The sequence below is a fragment of the Umezawaea beigongshangensis genome (assembly GCF_016464305.1).
Lineage (GTDB): Bacteria > Actinomycetota > Actinomycetes > Mycobacteriales > Pseudonocardiaceae > Umezawaea_A > Umezawaea_A beigongshangensis.
Genome location: NZ_JAEIOJ010000006.1, coordinates 250,596 through 269,069, shown reverse-complemented (window position 1 = coordinate 269,069; position 18,474 = coordinate 250,596). Strand labels below are relative to the sequence as shown.

Below are 18,474 nucleotides of genomic sequence, written 5' to 3'. Positions count from 1 at the left end.
GCCCGTCGTGAGCGACAACAGACTGGGCTGGATGCTCGACCAGGCGGTTCAGGACGTGCCGCACGCGCGGGACGCGATCCTCTTCTCCGCGGACGGCCTGCTGATCGCCCACACCTCGGGCCTGCACCGCGACAACGCCGAACCGCTCGCGGCCGGGCTCTCCGCCTCGGCCGCGCTGGCCCGGCGCAACAGCGGCTTCACCGACCAGGGACAGCGCATCTGGCGGCAGAGCATCGACGAGTACGACGCCGGGTACCGCCTGCTGATCGCCGCGGGGCCGGGCGCGCTGCTCGCCGTCACCGCCAAGCCGGAGGTGAACCTCGGTGACCTGACGTACCGCCTGCAGAAGCTCGTGCAGCGCGTGGGCCAGGAGCTGACCAGTCCGCCGCGCCAGGACGTGGGCCCGTGAACCCGGCACCGGCCGACGGGACGCGGACCGACTGGAACACCGGCAGGGCGCTGGTGCGCCCGCACGTGGTGACCGGCGGGCGCGGCACCCCCAGCCGCAACACCCTCGACCACATCACGCTGATCACCGCCGCCCGCGAGGACCTCACGGACCTCGGTCCCGAGCAGTGCCGCCTGATGCGGGTGTGCCTCGGCGGCTGGCTGTCCGTCGCCGAGGTCGCCGCCAACCTGCGACTCCCGACCAGCGTGACCAAGGTGCTGCTGGCCGACCTCGTCGACAGCGGCCACATCACCGCCACGGCGCCCGCGGCGCCGGCGGGCATCCCCGGTGAACAGCTCCTGAAGGACGTGCTCGATGGGCTCCGCGCTCTCCTCTGACACCACCGCCACCTACCTGCGGCCCACCGTCGCACGAGCGGCCAAGATCCTCATCACCGGCCACTTCGCCGTGGGCAAGACGACGTTCGTGCGGACCCTGTCCGAGATCGAGCCGCTGCAGACCGAGGAGGTCATGACCCGGGCGGGAGCGCTCGTCGACGACCTCACCTGGGTGGCCGGCAAGACCACCACCACCGTGGCGATCGACTTCGGCCGCCGCACGCTCAGCGACAGCCTGGTGCTCTACCTGTTCGGCACGCCGGGCCAGGACCGCTTCACCCACCTGTGGGACGGCATCGCCAGGGGCTCGCTGGGCGCGCTCGTGCTCGCCGACACCAGGAGGCTGGCCGACTCCTTCAGCGTCGTGGAGCGCCTGGAGGCGATGGGTCTGCCCTACGCCGTGGCGATCAACCGCTTCGACAACTCCCCGCGGTACTCCGGCCAGGAGCTGCGCCACGCGCTCGACCTGCTGCCCGAGACACCGCTCGTCGCCTGCGACGCGCGGGACCGGGCCTCCTCGGCGCACGCCGTGATCGCGCTCGTCGACCACCTCCTCCACCACCAACCGCGGGAGCACGTGTGACCCAGTCGACCCCCGACTCGCTCGTCCCACCCCCCGGTCGCCCCTCCCGCACCCGCCTCTACGGCGAGGCGTTCGCCGCCGACCCGGCCGCGACCTACGACGCGCTGCGCGCGCACGGGCACGCCGCGCCGGTGGAGCTGGCCCCCGGCGTCCCGGCCACGCTGATCGTGGGCTACCAGGCGGCGCTGGAGGTGCTGCGCAACCCGGCGACGTTCCCGAAGGACCCGCGCCGCTGGCAGACGACCGTGCCGCCGGACAGCCCGATCCTGCCGATGACGTCCTACCGGCCGAACTGCCAGTACGCCGACGGGGCCGCGCACGCCCGGTTGCGCGGCGCGGTCACCGGCAGCCTGGAGCGGGTGGACCTGACGGCCCTGCGCGGGCACATCGCCCGCTGCGCCGTCGAGCTGATCTCCGACTTCGCGTCGACGGGCAGGGCCGACCTGCTGCACGACTACGCCGAACCGTTGCCGCTGCGGGTGTTCACGCACCTGTTCGGCTGTCCGCCGTCCCTGGGCGAGCAGCTCGCCGGGCACGTGCGGGACATCTTCGACGGCGTGAACGCCGAGCAGGCCGACGCGAAGCTGCTGGGCTGCCTGAACCAGCTCATCGCGCTCAAGCGCGCCCGTCCGCGCACCGACGTGCTGTCGTGGCTCATGGAGCACCCCGCCCGGCTCACCGACGAGGAGCTGGTGCACCAGCTGGTGCTGCTCATGGGCGCGGGGCAGGAACCGCAGCAGAACCTCATCGCGAACGGGCTGCTCCTGCTGCTGTCCGACGACAGCTTCGCGGGTGACCTCTCCGGCGGCAGCATGCCCGTGGACGACGCGCTGGACGCCATCCTGTGGACCGACCCGCCGATGCCGAACTACGGCATCAGCTACCCCGTGCGCGACGTGGACCTGTTCGGCACGACCCTGCCCGCCGACCAGCCGGTCGTCATCGGCTACGCCGCGGCGAACACGGACCCCACGCTGCGGTCGGAGCACCGCGCCGGGAACAGGGCCCACCTGGCGTGGAGCGCCGGGCCGCACGCCTGCCCCGCCCAGCAGATCGCCCGGCTCATCGGCTCGGTCGCGATCGAGACCGTGCTCGACCGGTTGCCCGGTCTTCAGCTCGCCGTCCCGGCCGATCAGCTCACCTGGCGACCGGGGCCGTTCCACCGGGCGCTGACCGCCCTTCCCGTGCGCTTCCCGAAGCCGTCCGCCGCCTTCTTCCAGCACGATCCGAGCGGAGACCGCCGATGGAACGACCGACGTGCCCCGTCCGCCTCGACCCGACTGGCCGGGACCTCCACGCGGAGGGTGCCCGGCTCCGCCGCGAGGGGCCGGCACCGCTGGTGGAACTCCCTGGTCAGGTGGTGGCACGGTCAGTGAGCGATCCCGCCCTGCTGAGGCGGCTGCTCACCGATCCCCGCGTGTCCAAGGACCCGCGCCGGCACTGGCCCGCCTACTCCGACGGCACCGTGCCGGCGGACTGGCCGCTGCACCTCTGGGTGTCCGTGCGGAACATGTTCACCGCGTACGGCCAGGAGCACCGCAGGTTGCGCGCACCGCTGGCGACGGCGTTCACCGCGCGGCGCACCGCGGCGCTGCGTCCCGTGGTGGAGGAGATCACCGCGGGGTTGCTGGACTCGCTGGCGTCGGCCGGCCAGCGGGTGGTGGACCTGCGCGGGCGGTTCGCCCATCCGCTGCCGGTCGAGGTGGTGACGCGGTTGTTCGGCATACCCGAGCACGCGCGCGCCGGTCTGCGTCGCGTGGTCGACGCGGTGTTCGACACGACGCTGACGCCGGAGGAGGCGCAGGCGAACCAGGCGGAGCTGTACGAGCTCTTCGGCTCCCTGGTCGCGGCGAAGCGCGAGGCACCGGGCGACGACCTCACCAGCGGTCTCGTGGCGGCCCGCGACGAGGGCGGGGCGCGGCTGAGCGAGCAGGAGCTGGTGGACACGCTGGTGCTGATGGTCAGCGCCGGGCACGAGACGACGGTGAACCTGATCGACCAGGCCGTGACGGCGCTGCTGACCCACCCGGAGCAGAAGGCGCTGGTGCTGTCCGGCGAACGCTCGTGGGAGGACGTGGTCGAGGAGACGCTGCGCTGGCAGGCGCCGGTGGCGAACCTGCCGCTGCGCTACGCGGTGGAGGACCTCGACCTGGACGGCACGACGGTTCGGCGGGGCGAGGCGATCCTCGTCGGGTACGCGGCGGCCGGGCGCGATCCCGCGCTGCACGGGGAGACCGCCGACCGCTTCGACGTCACCCGCGCGGACAAGGAGCACCTCGCCTTCGGCCACGGCGCGCACCGCTGCGTCGGTGCGCCGCTGGCGCGGCTGGAGGCGCGGATCGCCCTGCCCGCGCTGTTCGCGCGCTTCCCGGAGCTGGCGCTCGCCGTTCCGGCGGAGGAGCTGACGCCGCTGGCGTCGTTCATCTCGAACGGTCACCGGGAACTGCCGGTCGCACTGCACGGCTGACCGCCCTCCGTCCGGGCGTTCGCCCAGGTGCGGCACCTCGACACGCATCGTCCACTTCGGACTGGCTCACGGCAGCGCACCCGCCCTGTGATAACGGAACGGTAACGACCGGGTCGCGGAGGCGCATCGCGTTCGGCTCCGTACGTATGCCCTGGTGTCGCAGTGATCGATCGCCCTTCGGGGGTCTGGCGTCGAAGTGCCCCGCAGTACTACCAACGAGGTGACGGATCAATGACCCGAAACACGGGACGGCATCGCTTCTCCCGTCGTACCAAGCTGGCGGCCGGTTCGACCGCGCTGGCGCTCACGGTCGGCATGGCCGTCGTCATCGCCACGACCGGTGATCCGGGAACGGCGAAGGCCGACGGCGCCGACGCGTCGCAGTACGTCGACATCACGACCGTGGAGCCCAACGTCGACGAGGTGCGGCCCGGCAGGCGCGCGTCGACCGGCACGTTCACCGTCGACTGCGGGCGCAACGAGAACGGCCACTTCAACCCGGACAACTTCATCGCGCAGCCGGGTGTGAAGAACGGCGCGCAGCACCTGCACGACTACGTCGGCAACCTGTCGACCGACGCCGACTCCACCAACGAGAGCCTGGCGGCGGCGGGGACCACCTGCGCCAACGGCGACAAGTCGACCTACTTCTGGCCCGTGGTGCGAATCCTCGACGAGGAAGCGGAGGAAGCGCCGGAGGACGAGGCTCCCGCCGAGGAGGCGCCGGAGGACGAGGCGCCGGAGGACGAGGCGCCGGAGGAGGCCCCCGAGGCGATCACCTGTCCCGACGTGGCGAGCCAGCTCGAAGAGGTGCCCGACCAGGCCCTGGCCGAGGTCGAGCAGAACCTGGAGCAGCTCGACACCCAGGTCGAGGAGGCCAACCAGCGCCTGGTGACCTCGGCGGGCGAGGGCGGCGAGAACTTCGTCGACAACGCGATCCTGGGACCGCTGGCGGACAAGCGCACCGCCACCATCAACCGCATCCTCACGGCCGTGGGCCGTTTCCTGGGCAACCGCCCCGAACTGCCCGTGGACGAGCTGGCGCCGTGCGCGCTGAGCCCCGAGGGCGACGCCAACCGCAACCTCGACACCACCGACGACGGCCAGCAGGACCCCGAGGCCGAGAACCCGCCGCCCGGTGAGGACGCCGAGAACGAGCTTCCCGGCAACGAGGGCGAGATCCAGCGGCCCGCCGTCGTCGACCTGACCTTCCGCGGCAGCCCGGTGGGCAACGTGCGGGCCATGCCGAAGTTCCTGCGCGTGCTGTACGGCGACGCGAAGCCGTCGACCAACGGTCTGGGCAACACCAGGGCGTCGTTCACCTGCTCCGGCTTCGAGGACCGGCTGATCGACAAGTACCCGATCTGCCCCGAGGGCAGCGACGTCATGCGGGTGCACGACTTCGCGAGCTGCTGGGACGGCAAGAACACCGACAGCGCCAACCACCGCACGCACATCGTGTACCCCGACGAGAACGGGCAGTGCCAGCGCGGGTTCAAGGCCGTGCCGCAGCTGCGCATCAGCCTGACCTACGACATCCCCACCGAGGTCCAGCAGCAGCGCCGCTACGTGATCGACTCGTTCCCCGAGGAGGAGCACGACCCGGTGTCCGACCACGACGACTTCGCCAACGTGATGTCGCAGAAGATCATGAACCGCGTCGTCAACTGCATCAACCGGGACAAGGTGTGCAAGGAGTGACCCCCTGCCCCTGAGCACACCCGTCCGGACGAGCCCGTCGCACCCGGTGCGGCGGGCTCGTCCGCTCGAACGGCCCGCTCGCGGGTGAGCCGCCGGTGGACCGGCCACAGCTCCGGCCACGCCCGCACGCCCGGTGTCCGCACGCCGGGAGCGCGGTGGGAAGCTGACGGGCATGGGTCTGTTCACGGTGCCGGAGGCACGCGAGGAACTCCGCGGACTGCGACCGGTGCTGGACGAGCTGGTGGTCCTGCGCGCCGACGCCGCCGAGCTGGCGGCGGCGCTCGCCGACGGCCGTCCCACCGCGCTGGGCGGGCTGCCCGAGCTGAAGGCGGCCAGGGCGAGGCTGGACGAGCTGATGACCGCCGTCCAGGCCACCGGCGCCGAGCTGAAGGGCTTCGCCCCGCTGCTGATCGACTTTCCCGCCGACGTCGACGGCGTGCCGGTGCTGCTGTGCTGGCTGGAGGGCGACGAGGACCTGGCCTGGTACCACCGCGCCGACGTGGGCTTCGCCGGCCGCCGCCCCCTCCCCTGACGCGAGTTGCCCGTTCAGGCACCCGGAGCGGACCGTTCGAGCACCGCCGGTGGCGGGTTCTCGTCGTGAACGCGACGTTCACCCTGCTCGAACGGTCCCACTCGCGGGGTCAGGGGCGGGTGGCCAGCCAGACGGTCCTCGTCGCGCGGACGGTGAGGTCGTCGCGCTGGAGCAGGTTGCCGCCGAGGAGGACGTCCAGCGCGGCTCGGTCCTCGGCGTCCAGGCGGTCGCCGAAGCCGGAGCGCAGACGGGTCAGGGACGCTTGCGCGTACCGGGCGGCGGCCTCGGGGAGGGGCGGGGTCAGCTCGATCTCGATCACGCGCTCCACCTCGACGGTGAAGCCCGCGGCGGACAGGCGCGGCCCCCAGTCCGCCCCGAGGTGCGGCATGTCGGTGGCGCGCTGTGCGGCGACGAGGGCGCGGAAGCGCGCTTCGAGACCGGGACGGCCGAACCCGAGGTCCTCCGGCAGGAAGCGCGGGAAGGAGTCCAGCTCCACCACGGCGAGGTGCCCGCCGGGACGCAGCGTCCCGAGGACGTCGGTCAGGACGCGGGCGGGGTCGGCCACGTGGTGCAGCGACGCGGACGCCCACACCAGGTCCGCGGTGCCGACGGCGGGCCACGCCACGTCCAGGTCCGCCTCCACGGTGCGCACGCGGTCGGCCACGCCGAGGTCGCGGGCCCTGCTCCCCAGGCGGTGCAGCAGCTGCGCGGAGGCGTCGAGGGCGACCACCTCCGCGTCCGGGAAGCGTTCGAGCAGGGCGAAGGTCCCGGTTCCCGTCCCGGCGCCGAGGTCGACGATCCGCCGGGGCGCCGGGTCGCCCACCAGGTCGCGGAGCCAGGCGGTCAGATCGGTCAGGTAGGTGTGCAGCACCTCGGCGTCGAGGTCGAGCACCTCGGCGAGGACGGTCTGGTCGGCGTGGTCGTGGTGGTCGTGGTGATCGTGTCCCATGCCTCCACGCTACGTGCCTGTTGCGCCGAAGACATATATTCTTGCGCATGACGCAAGACCATGAGATCGACGAGCTGGTCCGCAAGCGGATCCGCGGACTGCGCGTGGCCCTGGGCTGGTCGCTCGACGAGCTGTCCGCCCGCTGCCACCTGAGCCCGTCCACCCTGAGCCGCATCGAGACGGGACACCGGCGGATCGGCCTCGACCAGCTCAGCTCCATCGCCCGCGCCCTGCGGACCACCATCGACCAGCTCGTGGAGTCGGTCAGCGACGACGACGTGGTGATCAGGCCCGAGCACAACGCCGAGCGCGGGACGACCACCTGGACGCTGAACCGGGAGACGGGACCGAACGGCGTGACCGTGGCGAAGATCCGGCTCACCAGGCCGGAGCCCCGGCGCGGCGAGACCGAGCAGAAGGTCCACCCCGGCAAGGACTGGTTCACCGTGCTGTCGGGCACCGTCGTGCTGCTGCTGGGCGAGCGGACGATCGTCGTGGAGGCGGGCCAGGCCGCGTCGTTCTCCACGATGGTCCCGCACGCGTTCGGCGCTCGCGGCGGTCCGGCGGAGATCCTGGCCATCCTCGACCACGAGGGGCAGCGCACCCACCTCCAGCCGCATTCCTGAGGCGACACGCCGAGCGTCACCGTTGTGGGTGAATAGTCCGTTACGTCGCGGGGTATCGGATTCAGGTGACCCAACACGTCGTGGTGCTCGCCCCGTCCCCCCAGCTGACCGTGACCGTCGAAGAGCTCGAAGGACAGCCCGACATCCACCTGCACGCCGGAGGCCAGGGCATCTGGCAGGCGAGGATGATCACCTCGCTGGGCGTGCCCGTCGTGCTGTGCGCGACGTTCGGCGGTGAGACCGGCGGCGTCCTGCGCGGCCTCGTCACCGGTCCCGACATCGACGTGCGCTCGCGGGACGTGCGGGCCCGCAACGGCGCCTACGTGCACGACCGGCGCGACGGCGGGCGCACGCCCGTCGTGACCGCGCACGCGGACAGCCTGTCCCGGCACGAGGTGGACGACCTCTACGAGATGACGCTCGTCGAGGGGCTGCGCGCGGGGATCGCGGTGCTCAGCGCGCCGACCGAGGACGGGGTGCTGCCGTCGTCGGTCTACCGCAGGCTCACCGCCGACCTCACCTCCCACGACTGCCGCGTGGTCGTGGACCTGTCGGGCGAGCGGCTCGACGCGGCCCTGGAGGGCGGACCGACCGTCGTGAAGGTCAGCCACGAGGAACTGGTCGACGACGGCCGGGCCGAGAACGACGAGCTGCCCGCGCTGATCGGGGCCGCGCGGAAGATCGCCGATTCCGGCGTCCGCGCGGTGATCGTGTCGCGGGCGGCGGAGGCGACCCTCGCGCTCGTCGGCGACCGGACGTTCCTGATCGAGTCGCCCGCCTTGCAGACCGTCGACACCAAGGGCGGCGGCGACTCCATGACCGCGGGCGTGGTCGCCGCGCTCGCGCAGGGCGAGGAGATCGAGGACGCGCTGACGCTGGGCGCGGCGGCCGGGGCGATCAACGTGACCCGCCACGGGCTGGGGACGGGCAGCGGGGAGACGATCCGGGCGCTGCGCGATCACGTGACGCTTCGCGAGATCGGTCCCGACGGGACAGAGTCGACCTCATGAGAGCTCTCGTGACCAACGACGACGGCATCGACTCCCCCGGCCTGCACGCGCTGGCCCGCGCGGCCGTCAGCGCGGGCCTGGACGCCTCGATCGCCGCACCCGCCGCCCAGTCCAGCGGTACCAGCGCGGGTCTGATGTCCGCCGAGGACGACGGCAGGGTGGTGGTGACGCGGCGCGACGTGCCGGGTGTCCCGGTGGCCCGCGCGGTCGCCGCGCACCCCGGCCTGATCGCGCTGCTCGCCGCGCGCGGCTCGTTCGACGGCACCCCGGACGTCCTGCTGTCCGGCATCAACCACGGCGCGAACATCGGCCGGGCGGTCCTGCACTCCGGCACCGTGGGCGCGGCGCTGACGGCGAGCATCAACGGCGTCAGCGCGCTGGCGGTGTCGCTCGACGTGGGGCTGACGCCGATCGAGGACCACTGGGACACGGCGGCGGCCGTGGCGCAGCGCGTCCTGCCGCTGCTGCGGGACATGCCGCCGGGGACCGTGCTGAACCTGAACGTGCCGAACGTCCCGCTGGAGTCGCTGGAACCGCTGCGCTGGGCGACGCTCTCGGAGTTCGGCCTCGTGCAGACGCGGGTGGACGACCTCGACGACGGCAGCCTGGCGCGGTCGGAGGTGCTGGTCGAGGGCGAGCAGACACCGGGCAGCGACGCGGCGCTGCTCGCCGCGGGCCACCCCACGCTCACCCCGCTGCGCTCGGTGCAGGAGGACACGGGCACCACCCGCCCGGACCTCCCCGGCTGAGCGGTTCCGGCGGCGTCGGCCCGAGGTGGCCAGCGGCGTCCGGAGGGCTTCCCGCGGCTGCGCGGTGGTCGTCGGCGTCACGACGTTCGCGACCACCGCCGACCGGGAGCGCGAGACGCCGCCGATCGGCGGCGACGTGTTCGGCGGTGACGTGTGGTGCGGCTGCGACCGTTCTCGGTGGAGGTCGCACTGCTCCAGCGCGGCGCCCTCGGCCGTGGTGCACGGCGGGTACCCGGCCTCCTCCAGCCGCAGCCCGGCGGACGACCCGGCCGTCCAGCGCGAGCGCGGTCAGCGCGTCCTCCTCGCGGGCACGGGTGACCGGGGGCGCGTCCGCGCAGCCGATCGCGCCGGGCGTCTCGCCGATCTTGCGCACGACCTCGGTGCTGGAGCCGCGCTCGCAGCGGCTCCCCCGCGCACCCGGCGTCGCGGCGGTGTTCGCGCTCGTCAGCCGAACGGGACGCCGTGCACGGGTTGTTCGAGCGCCGGACGGCCCGGCGCAACCCCGGTGGCGCGCTCGGCCTCAGTCGCCGGGCGGCGGTTCCACCGGTGGCCGCCGACCGGCCCGCGTGCGCTCCGTGCTCAGCAGCAACCGGTGCGCGAACAGCACCAGCACGTGCAGCAGGTACAGCCACAGTCCGAGCGCGGCGACCGCGCCGACGACGACCAGGCCGCCGAACGGGATGCTCCAGTCGATCGGGATGGCCAGGAACAGCAGGAACCCGTGCAGGAACCCGGCGAGGACCGCGCCGGTGGAGAAGGCGCACACCACCGCGTAGCGCCGCCGCACACCGGAGGGGGTGTTCGCCAGGAACACCGCGCACAGCACTGCCGACAGCACGAGCCAGTCGACGTGGAAGGACACGACCACGCCCAGCACCGCGGTCCAGCCACCGGCGGTGTACAGACCCGCGACGAGGTCGGTCGTGCCGAGCAGGACGACGACGAGCACCGGGCTCATCAGCAGGACCGGCGCGAACGCCAGCCTGCCCTTCCAGCCGACCAGCGCGCCCGCCGGCTCGGCGGCGACCTGCGTCATGCCGCGACGCAGCCCCTCGCCGTAGAACGTGGCGGGCAGCAGCGCCACGAGCAGCACCGTCCAGGACGAGCCGAGCGCCGCCGACGCCAGCGCGTCCAGCGCCGCGGCCGGGCGGTGCTGCGGCGGCAGGGCCTCGCCCCAGCGGCGCAGTCCCTCCTGCACGAACTCCGGCGAGACCAGCACCGCCGCTCCGCGCAGGGCGATCAGCAGCAGCGGCACGACCGCCAGCAGCCCGAAGAACGTCACCCCGGCGGCCCACAGCGACAGGTCCCTGCCGCGCAGCGCCCGGCCCGCGTCGCGCAGGACCGTCCGCGCGCGGCGCACCGCGGGCGTCACCGTCTCCTCCGGCGGCGAGCGCGCTCCGCGCCTACCGTGGTCGACGTGGAACGGGACGACGGGGTGGCCGGGTGGTCGCGCCTGCACGCGCACGACGTGTCGGGCAACCGGCTGGCCGTGGGGTGGCTCGGGCTGGTGCAGCGCTGGGCGCGGCCGGCGCTCGCGGTGCCGCCGGACGTGCTGACCGCGTGCGGGGTGCTGACCGGCGTGCTCGCCGTGCTGCTCGCCGGGCGGGGTGGCGCCTGGCCGCTGGCCGCAGCGGGCGCCGTGGTGCTGACCGCGGTCCTGGACGGCCTGGACGGCGCCGTGGCGCTGCTGACCGGACGGGCACGGCCGCTGGGCGCGGTGCTCGACGCGGTGGCCGACCGGATCACCGACCTGTGCTTCGTCGCGGTGCTGCTGGTGCTGGGCGCACCGGCGGCGTGGTGCGCGGCGGTCGCGGCGGCGGTGCTGCTGCACGAGTACGCGCGCGCCAGGGCGCAGGGCGCCGGCATGACCGGGGCCGGGTCGATCACCGTCGCCGAACGTCCGACGCGGGTCGTGGTGGTGGCGGTCGCCGCGGCGGGGTCGGCGCTGGTGCCGGCGGGCACGCCGCTGACCGGGTGGTCCTGGGCGTGGACGTGTGCGGTGCTGTGGGCCGTGCTGTCAGTCATCGGCCTGGTGCAGCTCTCGGTCGGGCTGGTCCGCGCGGTTCCGCGCGGCGGGGCCGATCAGGTCGGCGACGATCGCGGCTGACATCGCGACCAGGGGCAGTCCCCCGCCGGGGTGCGCCGATCCGCCGACCAGGTACAGGCCGGGCACGCGGCTGCGGTTCGCGGGGCGCAGCAGCGCGGCGCGCGGCCCGTTCGACGACGACCCGTAGATGGAGCCACCCGGTGCGCCGGTGTCGCGCTCCAGGTCGGCCGGGGTGCGGATCTCCCGCCACAGCAGGCGTTCCCGCACGTCGAGCCCCCGGCGTGCCAGCACGTCCAGGACCTGGTCGGCGTACCGCTCGGCGAGCCCGGACTCCGTCCAGTCCACACCGGACGCGGAGTCGTGCCGGGGTGCGTTGACGAGCACGAACCACGCTTCGTGGTCGGCGTCGGGCCGCACCGCCGGGTCGTCGGGGGCGCACACGTAGACCGTCGGGTCGGGCACCGGCCGGGGGCGCGGCCCGAAGATCGCGTCGAACTCGGCGTCGGGGTCGCTCGCGAACAGCACGCGGTGGTGCCGTGCGTCCGGCGTGCGCCCGCGCAGGGCCAGGAGCAGCACGAACCCCGCCAGCGACGGCTGGACGCGGTTCAGCGCCCGCCGGGCGCGGCGCGCGCGCCGGTCGCGCAGCAGGTCGTCGTGCAGGTGCCGGGCGTCGGCGTTGCACACCACGACCGAGGCCGGCACCCGCTCGCCACCGGCCAGGCGAACACCCGTGACGCCGGCGGCGCCGGTCTCCACGGCCACGACCTCGCTGCCGGTGCGGACCTCGACGCCCAGCTCGCGCACCCGGTGCAGCAGCGCGTCGGCGAGCACCCGCAGCCCGCCGCGGACGTACCAGCTCCCGTAGCGCTGCTCGACGTGCGGCACGACGGTCATCAGCGCGGGCAACCGGCGCGGGTCGGAGCCGGTGTAGGTGGCGTACCGGTCGAGCAGGAACCGCGCGCGGGGATCGGCGAAGCGCCGCCGCCCCAGGCCGCGCAGGGTGCGCCAGGGAGCGATGGCGAACAGGTCGCGCACGCTCGCGGAGTGCCGCAGCAGGTCCCGCACGCCGTTCAGGGGCCGTTGCAGGACGGGTTCGCCGACGAGGCCCCACAGGCGCTCGGCGTCGGTCATCACCGCCTCCCAGGCGGCGGCGGTGTCCGGGCCGAGGGCTCGGGCGAGGGCCGGACCCACCCGCCCGCGGTCGTGCGGCACGTCCAGCTCGCTGCCGTCGGCGAAGCGGTAGTGGCAGGTCGGGTCGACCGGCACGACCTCCACCAGCTCGTCCAGGTCCGCGCCGGTCGCCGCGAACAGGTCGCGGTAGACCTGCGGCAGCGTCAGCAGGGACGGGCCGGTGTCGAAGACGAACCCGTCGCGGGAGTACGTGCCGAGCTTGCCGCCGCACGTCGCCGAGCGCTCCAGGACGGTCACCCGGTGCCCGGTGGCGGCCAGTCTCGCCGCCGCGGCCAGACCGCCCATCCCCGCTCCGACCACCACCACACCGGTCACGAGCGCGCACCCCCCGGCAGCGCCCGTCCCTTCCAGCGCAGGCGGCCGCCTCGGCGCGCGGACCAGGAGCGGCCGATCAGTCCCACCAGCGCCGCCACCGAGACCGGGTGCGCCAGGGCGTCCGGCCACGCCCGGCCACCGGTCCGGCGTGCCGACACCACCCGGCTGAGCACCCCGGCGGCGTACCCGGCCAGGCCCGCGCGCGAACCGGTGAGCGCCGCCGCGGCGGGCAGCACCCACACCCACAGCAGCAGCGCGGAGACCACCCCCGCCGCGACGGGCGAGCCGGTGGCCGACCACAGGGACTTGGTGTAGCCCTCGCGCAGCTGCGGCCACGTCTCGTACATGCGGCACACCGCGATCTCGCTGCCGTCGGCCACCGCCGCGCGACCGCCGGCGCTCTTGATCGCGCGGACCAGCGCGATGTCGTCCAGGACCTCGCCAGCCACCGCGCGGAACCCGCCGCAGCGCCGCAGCACCGCCGCGTCGACCACGAGGAACTGCCCGTTGGCCGCGGACAGCGACGGCCGGGGCGAGCGCTCGGCGAGGCCGAGGGGCAGCAGCACCAGCCAGGACCACTGGAGCAGGGGCTGCACGAGCCGGGCCGCGGCCCCGTCTGCGAGCTGCCGGGGGAACGGCGACACCGCGTCCAGGTCCGCGTCGCGCAGCAGGGTCACCGCGGCGGCGACCGCGTCGGGAGCCAGGACGACGTCGGCGTCGACGCACACCAGCACCTCGCCGCGCGCCGTGCGTGCGAGCTGGTCGCAGGCGTGCGGTTTGCCGAGCGTTCCGGGCGGCGGCGGGCTGCCCGTCAGCAGGCGCACCCGCGGGTCCGCGCCGGCGACGCGCCGCACGACGTCCGCGGTGCCGTCGGTGGAGCAGTCGTCCAGGACGAGGACCTCCAGGTCGTCCACGCCGCGCTGGGCGAGCAGCGAGCGCAGCGCGGGTTCGACCCGGTGGGCCTCGTCGCGCAGCGGCAGCAGGACCGACACCGCCTCCGGGCGCGGTGCGGGGTCGCGCGGCGGCACGCGCACGACGCGCGCGTTGCGCAGCGCGTGCAGCGCCCCGGCCGCGGCGGCGACGGCGGCGGCGCGCACCGCGGCGCGCGCCCTCACCGCTGCCCCCGCACCACGGCGACGGCGAAGGGAACGGCCACCGCGCCCATGAGCAGCCCGCCCACGAGCGACACCGCGGGCCGGTCGAAGAAGGCGGCGTGCGCCCACACCGAGGAGAACCACGTCCACACGTAGAGCACGGGCGCCGGTCCGGAGCGCAGCGTCAGCGGCCTGCCGGTCGCGGGCGGCACGAGCGCGCGCAGCGCGGCCTGGATTCCCACCGCGACCAGCAGCCACCCGGCGAAGTTCGTCAGCGGCACCCCGTCCACGCCGGGCAGCGACGGCTCCGGCGCGGACCACGTCCAGTAGCCCGCGTCGACCATCTGCGGGTCGAGGAACACGTCCCACGCCGCCAGCGCCCAGGCCGCGACCAGCACCGAGATCACCCGGTTCCCGGCGAGCGCCCGCCCCACCAGCAGCGCTGGCCACGCCATCATCACCCACGCCAGCGGCACGACCACCGGAACGCCGAGCACGGACGCGCCCAGGGCGTCGGTGTAGCCGTAGTCGCCGAACGGCACCCCGGTGTGCAGGCCCACGACCTCGGCCAGCAGTCCCCCGCCGCCCGCGACGGCCACCAGCGCCAGCGCGGCCCTCGCCCCGCAGCGCGTCCAGGCGTCCAGCACCGAGGCCGCGCAGAAGGTCAGCACGGTCAACACGGTCAGCGGCGTGCGCTCGGCGGGCTCGGTCGTCGAGTAGACGATCTGCGACAGCACGGTGCCGGCTCCGAGCAGCCACGCCGCCAGCGCGGTGGCGCGCGGCAGCGGAGGTGCGAGGGCCCGGACGAGGGGACGGGAGGACAGCACGGCGATCACGCTAGGTGCAGCGGGCCGGGTCGGCACGACGAGTGCTCGCCGTCGTGCGGGACCGTTGTGCCGCTGGAAGACTGCGCGGATGCAGCAGCCGCGCGGCACGCGCTCTCCCGTTCCCGGTCGCGACCGCCGCGCCGTCGCGCTCCCCGCCGCACCCGGCCTGTCCGACACCGGCCACCTGGACCGCGCCCCGAGGGTGGCCGTGGTCGGCGGTGGCATCGCCGGAACGGCCGCCGCGGTGGGCCTGGCCGAGCGCGGTGTCGCGGTGACGCTGTTCGAGCGCGAGGCCGACCTCGGCGGCCGGTTGCTGGGCTGGCCGGTGACGCACGCCGACGGCTCGGCGGCGACGATGACGCGCGGTTTCCACGCCTTCTTCCGCCAGTACTACAACCTGCGGGAGCTGCTGCGGCGCGTGGACCCGGACCTGTCGCTGCTGCGGCCCGTGGCCGACTACCCGCTGCGGCACCACGACGGCACGACGGAGAGCTTCGCGAAGCTGCCGCGCACCCCGCCGTGGAACGTCGCGTCGTTCGTGCTGCGCAGCGACACCTTCACCCTGCGCGGCCTCGCCGGCATGAACACCTCGGCGGCCACGTCGCTGTTCGACGTGTCGGTGCCCGGCACCTACCGCGAGTTCGACTCGGTGGACGCCTCGGCGTTCCTGCGCGAGATCCGCTTCCCCGAAGCGGCCAGGCACCTGGCGTTCGAGGTGTTCTCCCGCAGCTTCTTCGCGCACCCGGCCGACCTGTCCGCGGCGGAGCTGGCGACGATGTTCCACATCTACTTCCTGGGGTCCAGCGAGGGCCTGCTGTTCGACGTGCCGCGCTCCCCGTACCCGGAGACGCTCTGGGGTCCGCTGCGCCGTCACCTCACCGGGCTCGGCGCGGACGTGCGCACCAGCACACCGGTGGACGCGGTCGAGCGGGACGCGGACGGCCGGTTCCTGGTCCGCGCCGACGGCGCGGACCAGGGGGCCGACGCCGAGGAGTTCGACGCCGTGGTGCTGGCGCTGGACACCTCCGGGCTGCGCGGCCTCGTGGCGCGGTCGCCGCGGCTGGGCGACGCGCCGTGGCGGGCGTCGGTCGACGCGCTGCGCACCGCGCCGCCGTTCCTGGTCAGCCGCTACTGGCTGGACACCCCGGCCGGTCCGGACCGGCCGCCGTTCCTGGGCACGAGCGGGTTCCGGCACCTGGACAACATCAGCGTGCTCGACCTGTTCGAGGACGAGGCGGCGCGGTGGCGTGCCGACACCGGCGGTTCGGTGGTGGAGCTGCACGCCTACGCGCTGCCGCAGGACGCCGATCCGGCCGTCGTGGCGGAGGAGATGGCCGAGGAGATGCGGTCGGTGTTCCCCGAGCTGCGCGGGGCCGTCGTGCGGCACGTGGAGCACGTGGTGCGGGCGGACTGCCCGCTGTTCTCCCCCGGCGCGTTCGAGGGCAGGCCCACGGTCCGCACCCCGGACCCGGATCTCGTGCTGGCCGGTGACCTGGTGCGGATCGACCTGCCGGTGGCGCTGATGGAACGGGCGGCCACGACCGGCCTGGCCGCGGCGAACGCCCTGCTGGCGCGGTGGGGTGTGCGCGGCCACGACCTGTGGACGGTGCCCAACGGCGGCCGGTCCCCCCTGCTGCGGCGGGCGGCGGCACGTCAGCGGGCCACCGTCCGCTGAGCCGGGCGGCCGTCAGCAGGGGAGCACGTGGTCCGGCAGGTCGAGCGACGAGTGGACGTCCTGCTCCTCGTCGCCGGACGGGGCGGCCGACGCGGCGCGCAGCGCCTCGTCGCGCAGCGCCAGCTCCTCGGCGGTGCGGGGAACGAGCCGGGCGCCGCCGGCGTGGGCGAGCGCCTGGTTCCGCTCGACGAACGGCCGGACGCGCGCCTCGTAGGCGGTGAAGGCGGCCCGGTGGTCGCTCGTGCTCGCCAGCTCGCCGGCGAGCACGTACGCCCCGACCAGCGCGATGCTCGACCCCTGCCCGGACAGGAACGACGGCGCGTGCGCCGCGTCGCCGACGAGGGCCACCCGGCCGCTCGACCACCGCGGCAGGTGGATCTGGCTGACGACGTCGAAGAACAGGTCGGGGGCCGCGCGCATCGCCTCGACCATCCGCGGGACCTCCCACCCGCCGTCGGCGAAGACCGACGCCACGAGGTCCCGCTGCGCGCCGGGGTCGGCGAACGCGTCGAACGGGGGCTCGGACCTGACGAAGGTCAGGAAGGCGTGCAGCACGTCGCTGTCGCCGGGCGCGTAGAGGACGGCCGCCCGCCCCGGTGTGTTGAGGACCAGGCCACCGTGGGAGAGCCCGAGGTGGTTGGGCATCGTGAACCCGGCGAAGCAGCGGTCGAGGTAGCGGTGGAACGGCTCCTCGGGACCGAAGATCAGCTCCCTGGTGCCGGAGTGCAGCCCGTCGGCTCCGACGACCAGGTCGAACGTGCGCTCCAGCCCGCTGCGGAAGGTCACGTCCACGTGCTCGCCGTCGTCGCGCAGCGTGGCGATCGAGTCGCCGAACAGGAATTCGACGTCGTCGCGCACGGCGTCGTGCAGCGCCGCGGCGAGTTCTCCGCGCGGCAGTTCGACGTCGCGCCCCGCGGCCCCGCCGGTGATCGCCTCGGGCGTCACCGAGGCGATCACCGAGCCGCCGGCGTCGAGGAAGGTGATGTGGCGGGTGTCGATGTGCGCGGCCCGCAGCCGCGGGAGCAGGCCCATCCGCTCGACGACCTCGACGGCGGTGCCGCGCACGTCGATCGGGTAGCCCCCGCCGCGCACCGCGCTCGCGCGCTCCACGACCGTGACCTCGAAGCCGTGCGCGTGGAGCTGGTGGGCCAGCGCGGGCCCGGCGATGCTGGCGCCGGAGATCAGCACGCTCCGCTTCGGCGATGACGTCCCCACAGTTCGTTCCCCTCGGTTGATTACCTAATTTAGGTAGGATGTTTCGCGCCGCGCGAACCCCGCGCGGCGTCGTGTTCCCCCCCGAATAATATACCTAAGTTAGGTAATCAACAAGGAGTGGCCGTGGAGTCCCAGGACGACCAGTTCGCGTCGTTGCTTCCCCGCCTGGCGCAGCTCAACGCCGTGGTGAACCGCGGACGCGTGTACGAGCGGGCCACGACCGAAGCCGGGGTGTCCCTGGAGCGTCCGGCCATGGGTGCCCTCGTCCTGATCGCGCTGGCCGACCGGCCGCTGCGGATCGGCGAGATCGCCACCCGGATGCAGGTCGCGGGACCGCACGCCACACGGCAGGTGCAGGCGCTCGAACAGCGCGGCCTGGTCCACCGGATCGCCGACCCCCTCGACCAGCGGGTCCGCCTGATCGAGCCGACCGCAGGGGGGAGGGAGGTCAGCGAGCGCTACACGCGGTCCGTGTTCGGCTGGTTCGCCGAGGCCATGACCGACTGGTCGCAGGAGGACCGGCAGGACCTCGTCCGTCTGCTCGGGCGCGCGGTGGACGACCTGACCGCCAAGCTGGCCGACGAGGACCGGCCCGGCTGACGGCGGAGGAGCACCTGCGGGAGCCGGGACCCGGCTCCCGGTCGGCCCGCCCGAGGTCGAGCGGGCCGGGCGCGGCCGTGCTCGTCGGCGCGGGCGAGCCGCGCCGC

The 18,474-nt window shown here is 74.3% G+C and carries 19 protein-coding genes; 13 read left to right on the top strand and 6 right to left on the bottom strand.

The window, feature by feature from the left end; genetic code table 11:
- Positions 1-7: 7 nt before the first annotated feature.
- The 7 genes from IMZ35_RS17320 (at position 8) to IMZ35_RS17295 (ending at position 6,069) form a co-directional block, all read left to right on the top strand.
- Positions 8-409: a roadblock/LC7 domain-containing protein gene (locus tag IMZ35_RS17320; RefSeq protein ID WP_307868272.1), complete on the top strand. Its 402-nt coding sequence runs from the start codon at positions 8-10 to the stop codon at positions 407-409.
- The gene (locus tag IMZ35_RS17315) at positions 406-786 is read left to right on the top strand and encodes a DUF742 domain-containing protein (protein ID WP_199442133.1); all 381 of its coding nucleotides are present in this window, start codon (positions 406-408) and stop codon (positions 784-786) included. The genes IMZ35_RS17320 and IMZ35_RS17315 overlap by 4 nt, the downstream gene beginning before the upstream one ends.
- On the top strand, positions 764-1,369 hold the full coding sequence (locus IMZ35_RS17310) for a GTP-binding protein (RefSeq protein ID WP_199442132.1): 606 nt from the start codon (positions 764-766) through the stop codon (positions 1,367-1,369). Before IMZ35_RS17315 ends, IMZ35_RS17310 begins: the two co-directional genes overlap by 23 nt.
- The gene (locus IMZ35_RS30725; protein WP_307868271.1) at positions 1,366-2,745 is read left to right on the top strand and encodes a cytochrome P450; all 1,380 of its coding nucleotides are present in this window, start codon (positions 1,366-1,368) and stop codon (positions 2,743-2,745) included. Before IMZ35_RS17310 ends, IMZ35_RS30725 begins: the two co-directional genes overlap by 4 nt.
- Positions 2,727-3,836, top strand: a complete 1,110-nt coding sequence (locus tag IMZ35_RS17305; protein WP_307868270.1) for a cytochrome P450 family protein — start codon at positions 2,727-2,729, stop codon at positions 3,834-3,836. The genes IMZ35_RS30725 and IMZ35_RS17305 overlap by 19 nt, the downstream gene beginning before the upstream one ends.
- Positions 3,837-4,067: 231 nt before the next feature.
- Positions 4,068-5,537 carry a DUF1996 domain-containing protein gene (locus IMZ35_RS17300; RefSeq protein WP_199442130.1) on the top strand — a complete coding sequence of 490 codons (1,470 nt, stop codon included), beginning with the start codon at positions 4,068-4,070 and terminating at the stop codon, positions 5,535-5,537.
- 172 nt (positions 5,538-5,709) lie between these two features.
- Positions 5,710-6,069, top strand: coding sequence for a DUF2203 domain-containing protein (locus IMZ35_RS17295; protein ID WP_199442129.1), 360 nt, complete (start codon positions 5,710-5,712; stop codon positions 6,067-6,069).
- Positions 6,070-6,178: 109 nt separating this feature from the next.
- Here IMZ35_RS17295 and IMZ35_RS17290 read toward each other — a convergent pair whose 3' ends face one another.
- The gene (locus IMZ35_RS17290; protein WP_199442128.1) at positions 6,179-7,018 is read right to left on the bottom strand and encodes a class I SAM-dependent methyltransferase; all 840 of its coding nucleotides are present in this window, start codon (positions 7,016-7,018) and stop codon (positions 6,179-6,181) included.
- 47 nt (positions 7,019-7,065) lie between these two features.
- On the opposite strand from IMZ35_RS17290, the gene IMZ35_RS17285 reads away from it, so the two are divergent.
- The 3 genes from IMZ35_RS17285 (at position 7,066) to surE (ending at position 9,403) form a co-directional block, all read left to right on the top strand.
- Entirely contained in the window at positions 7,066-7,644 is a 579-nt protein-coding gene (locus IMZ35_RS17285) for a helix-turn-helix domain-containing protein (protein WP_199442127.1), read from the top strand.
- Between the two features lie 65 nt (positions 7,645-7,709).
- Positions 7,710-8,654 carry a PfkB family carbohydrate kinase gene (locus IMZ35_RS17280; protein WP_199442126.1) on the top strand — a complete coding sequence of 315 codons (945 nt, stop codon included), beginning with the start codon at positions 7,710-7,712 and terminating at the stop codon, positions 8,652-8,654.
- The gene (gene surE, locus IMZ35_RS17275; RefSeq protein ID WP_199442125.1) at positions 8,651-9,403 is read left to right on the top strand and encodes a 5'/3'-nucleotidase SurE; all 753 of its coding nucleotides are present in this window, start codon (positions 8,651-8,653) and stop codon (positions 9,401-9,403) included. The genes IMZ35_RS17280 and surE overlap by 4 nt, the downstream gene beginning before the upstream one ends.
- Before the next feature lie 520 nt (positions 9,404-9,923).
- Here surE and IMZ35_RS17270 read toward each other — a convergent pair.
- Positions 9,924-10,775, bottom strand: coding sequence for a YhjD/YihY/BrkB family envelope integrity protein (locus IMZ35_RS17270; RefSeq protein ID WP_199442124.1), 852 nt, complete (start codon positions 10,773-10,775; stop codon positions 9,924-9,926).
- A gap of 45 nt (positions 10,776-10,820) precedes the next feature.
- Between IMZ35_RS17270 and IMZ35_RS17265 the strand changes: the two genes are divergently transcribed.
- A complete protein-coding gene (locus tag IMZ35_RS17265) occupies positions 10,821-11,510 on the top strand; it encodes a CDP-alcohol phosphatidyltransferase family protein (protein ID WP_307868266.1) in 690 nt (229 codons plus the stop codon).
- On the opposite strand, the gene IMZ35_RS17260 is transcribed toward IMZ35_RS17265, so the two are convergent.
- The 3 genes from IMZ35_RS17260 to IMZ35_RS17250 are packed head-to-tail and all read right to left on the bottom strand — an operon-like array spanning position 11,421 to position 14,877.
- Positions 11,421-12,956 (bottom strand): phytoene desaturase family protein, encoded by a 1,536-nt coding sequence (locus IMZ35_RS17260; RefSeq protein WP_199442123.1) that lies wholly within the window; start codon positions 12,954-12,956, stop codon positions 11,421-11,423. The genes IMZ35_RS17265 and IMZ35_RS17260 overlap by 90 nt on opposite strands.
- On the bottom strand, positions 12,953-14,071 hold the full coding sequence (locus IMZ35_RS17255) for a glycosyltransferase family 2 protein (RefSeq protein ID WP_199442122.1): 1,119 nt from the start codon (positions 14,069-14,071) through the stop codon (positions 12,953-12,955). Before IMZ35_RS17255 ends, IMZ35_RS17260 begins: the two co-directional genes overlap by 4 nt.
- The gene (locus tag IMZ35_RS17250; protein WP_199442272.1) at positions 14,068-14,877 is read right to left on the bottom strand and encodes a carotenoid biosynthesis protein; all 810 of its coding nucleotides are present in this window, start codon (positions 14,875-14,877) and stop codon (positions 14,068-14,070) included. The genes IMZ35_RS17255 and IMZ35_RS17250 overlap by 4 nt, the downstream gene beginning before the upstream one ends.
- An 88-nt stretch (positions 14,878-14,965) precedes the next feature.
- Between IMZ35_RS17250 and IMZ35_RS17245 the strand changes: the two genes are divergently transcribed.
- Entirely contained in the window at positions 14,966-16,552 is a 1,587-nt protein-coding gene (locus tag IMZ35_RS17245; protein ID WP_199442121.1) for an FAD-dependent oxidoreductase, read from the top strand.
- A 12-nt stretch (positions 16,553-16,564) separates the two neighbouring features.
- Here the strand turns inward: IMZ35_RS17245 and IMZ35_RS17240 are convergent, their stop codons facing one another.
- Positions 16,565-17,767: an FAD-dependent monooxygenase gene (locus IMZ35_RS17240; protein ID WP_199442120.1), complete on the bottom strand. Its 1,203-nt coding sequence runs from the start codon at positions 17,765-17,767 to the stop codon at positions 16,565-16,567.
- A gap of 123 nt (positions 17,768-17,890) precedes the next feature.
- On the opposite strand from IMZ35_RS17240, the gene IMZ35_RS17235 reads away from it, so the two are divergent.
- A complete protein-coding gene (locus IMZ35_RS17235) occupies positions 17,891-18,367 on the top strand; it encodes a MarR family winged helix-turn-helix transcriptional regulator (protein ID WP_199442119.1) in 477 nt (158 codons plus the stop codon).
- Positions 18,368-18,474 lie beyond the last annotated feature (107 nt).

Coding starts and splice junctions, on each gene's coding strand:
- IMZ35_RS17310 (WP_199442132.1), top strand. CDS start 764: ATGGGCTCCGCGCTCTCCTCTGACACCACCGCCACCTACCTGCGGCCC.
- IMZ35_RS17300 (WP_199442130.1), top strand. CDS start 4,068: ATGACCCGAAACACGGGACGGCATCGCTTCTCCCGTCGTACCAAGCTG.
- IMZ35_RS17295 (WP_199442129.1), top strand. CDS start 5,710: ATGGGTCTGTTCACGGTGCCGGAGGCACGCGAGGAACTCCGCGGACTG.
- IMZ35_RS17290 (WP_199442128.1), bottom strand. CDS start 7,018: ATGGGACACGATCACCACGACCACCACGACCACGCCGACCAGACCGTC.
- IMZ35_RS17285 (WP_199442127.1), top strand. CDS start 7,066: ATGACGCAAGACCATGAGATCGACGAGCTGGTCCGCAAGCGGATCCGC.
- surE (WP_199442125.1), top strand. CDS start 8,651: ATGAGAGCTCTCGTGACCAACGACGACGGCATCGACTCCCCCGGCCTG.
- IMZ35_RS17245 (WP_199442121.1), top strand. CDS start 14,966: ATGCAGCAGCCGCGCGGCACGCGCTCTCCCGTTCCCGGTCGCGACCGC.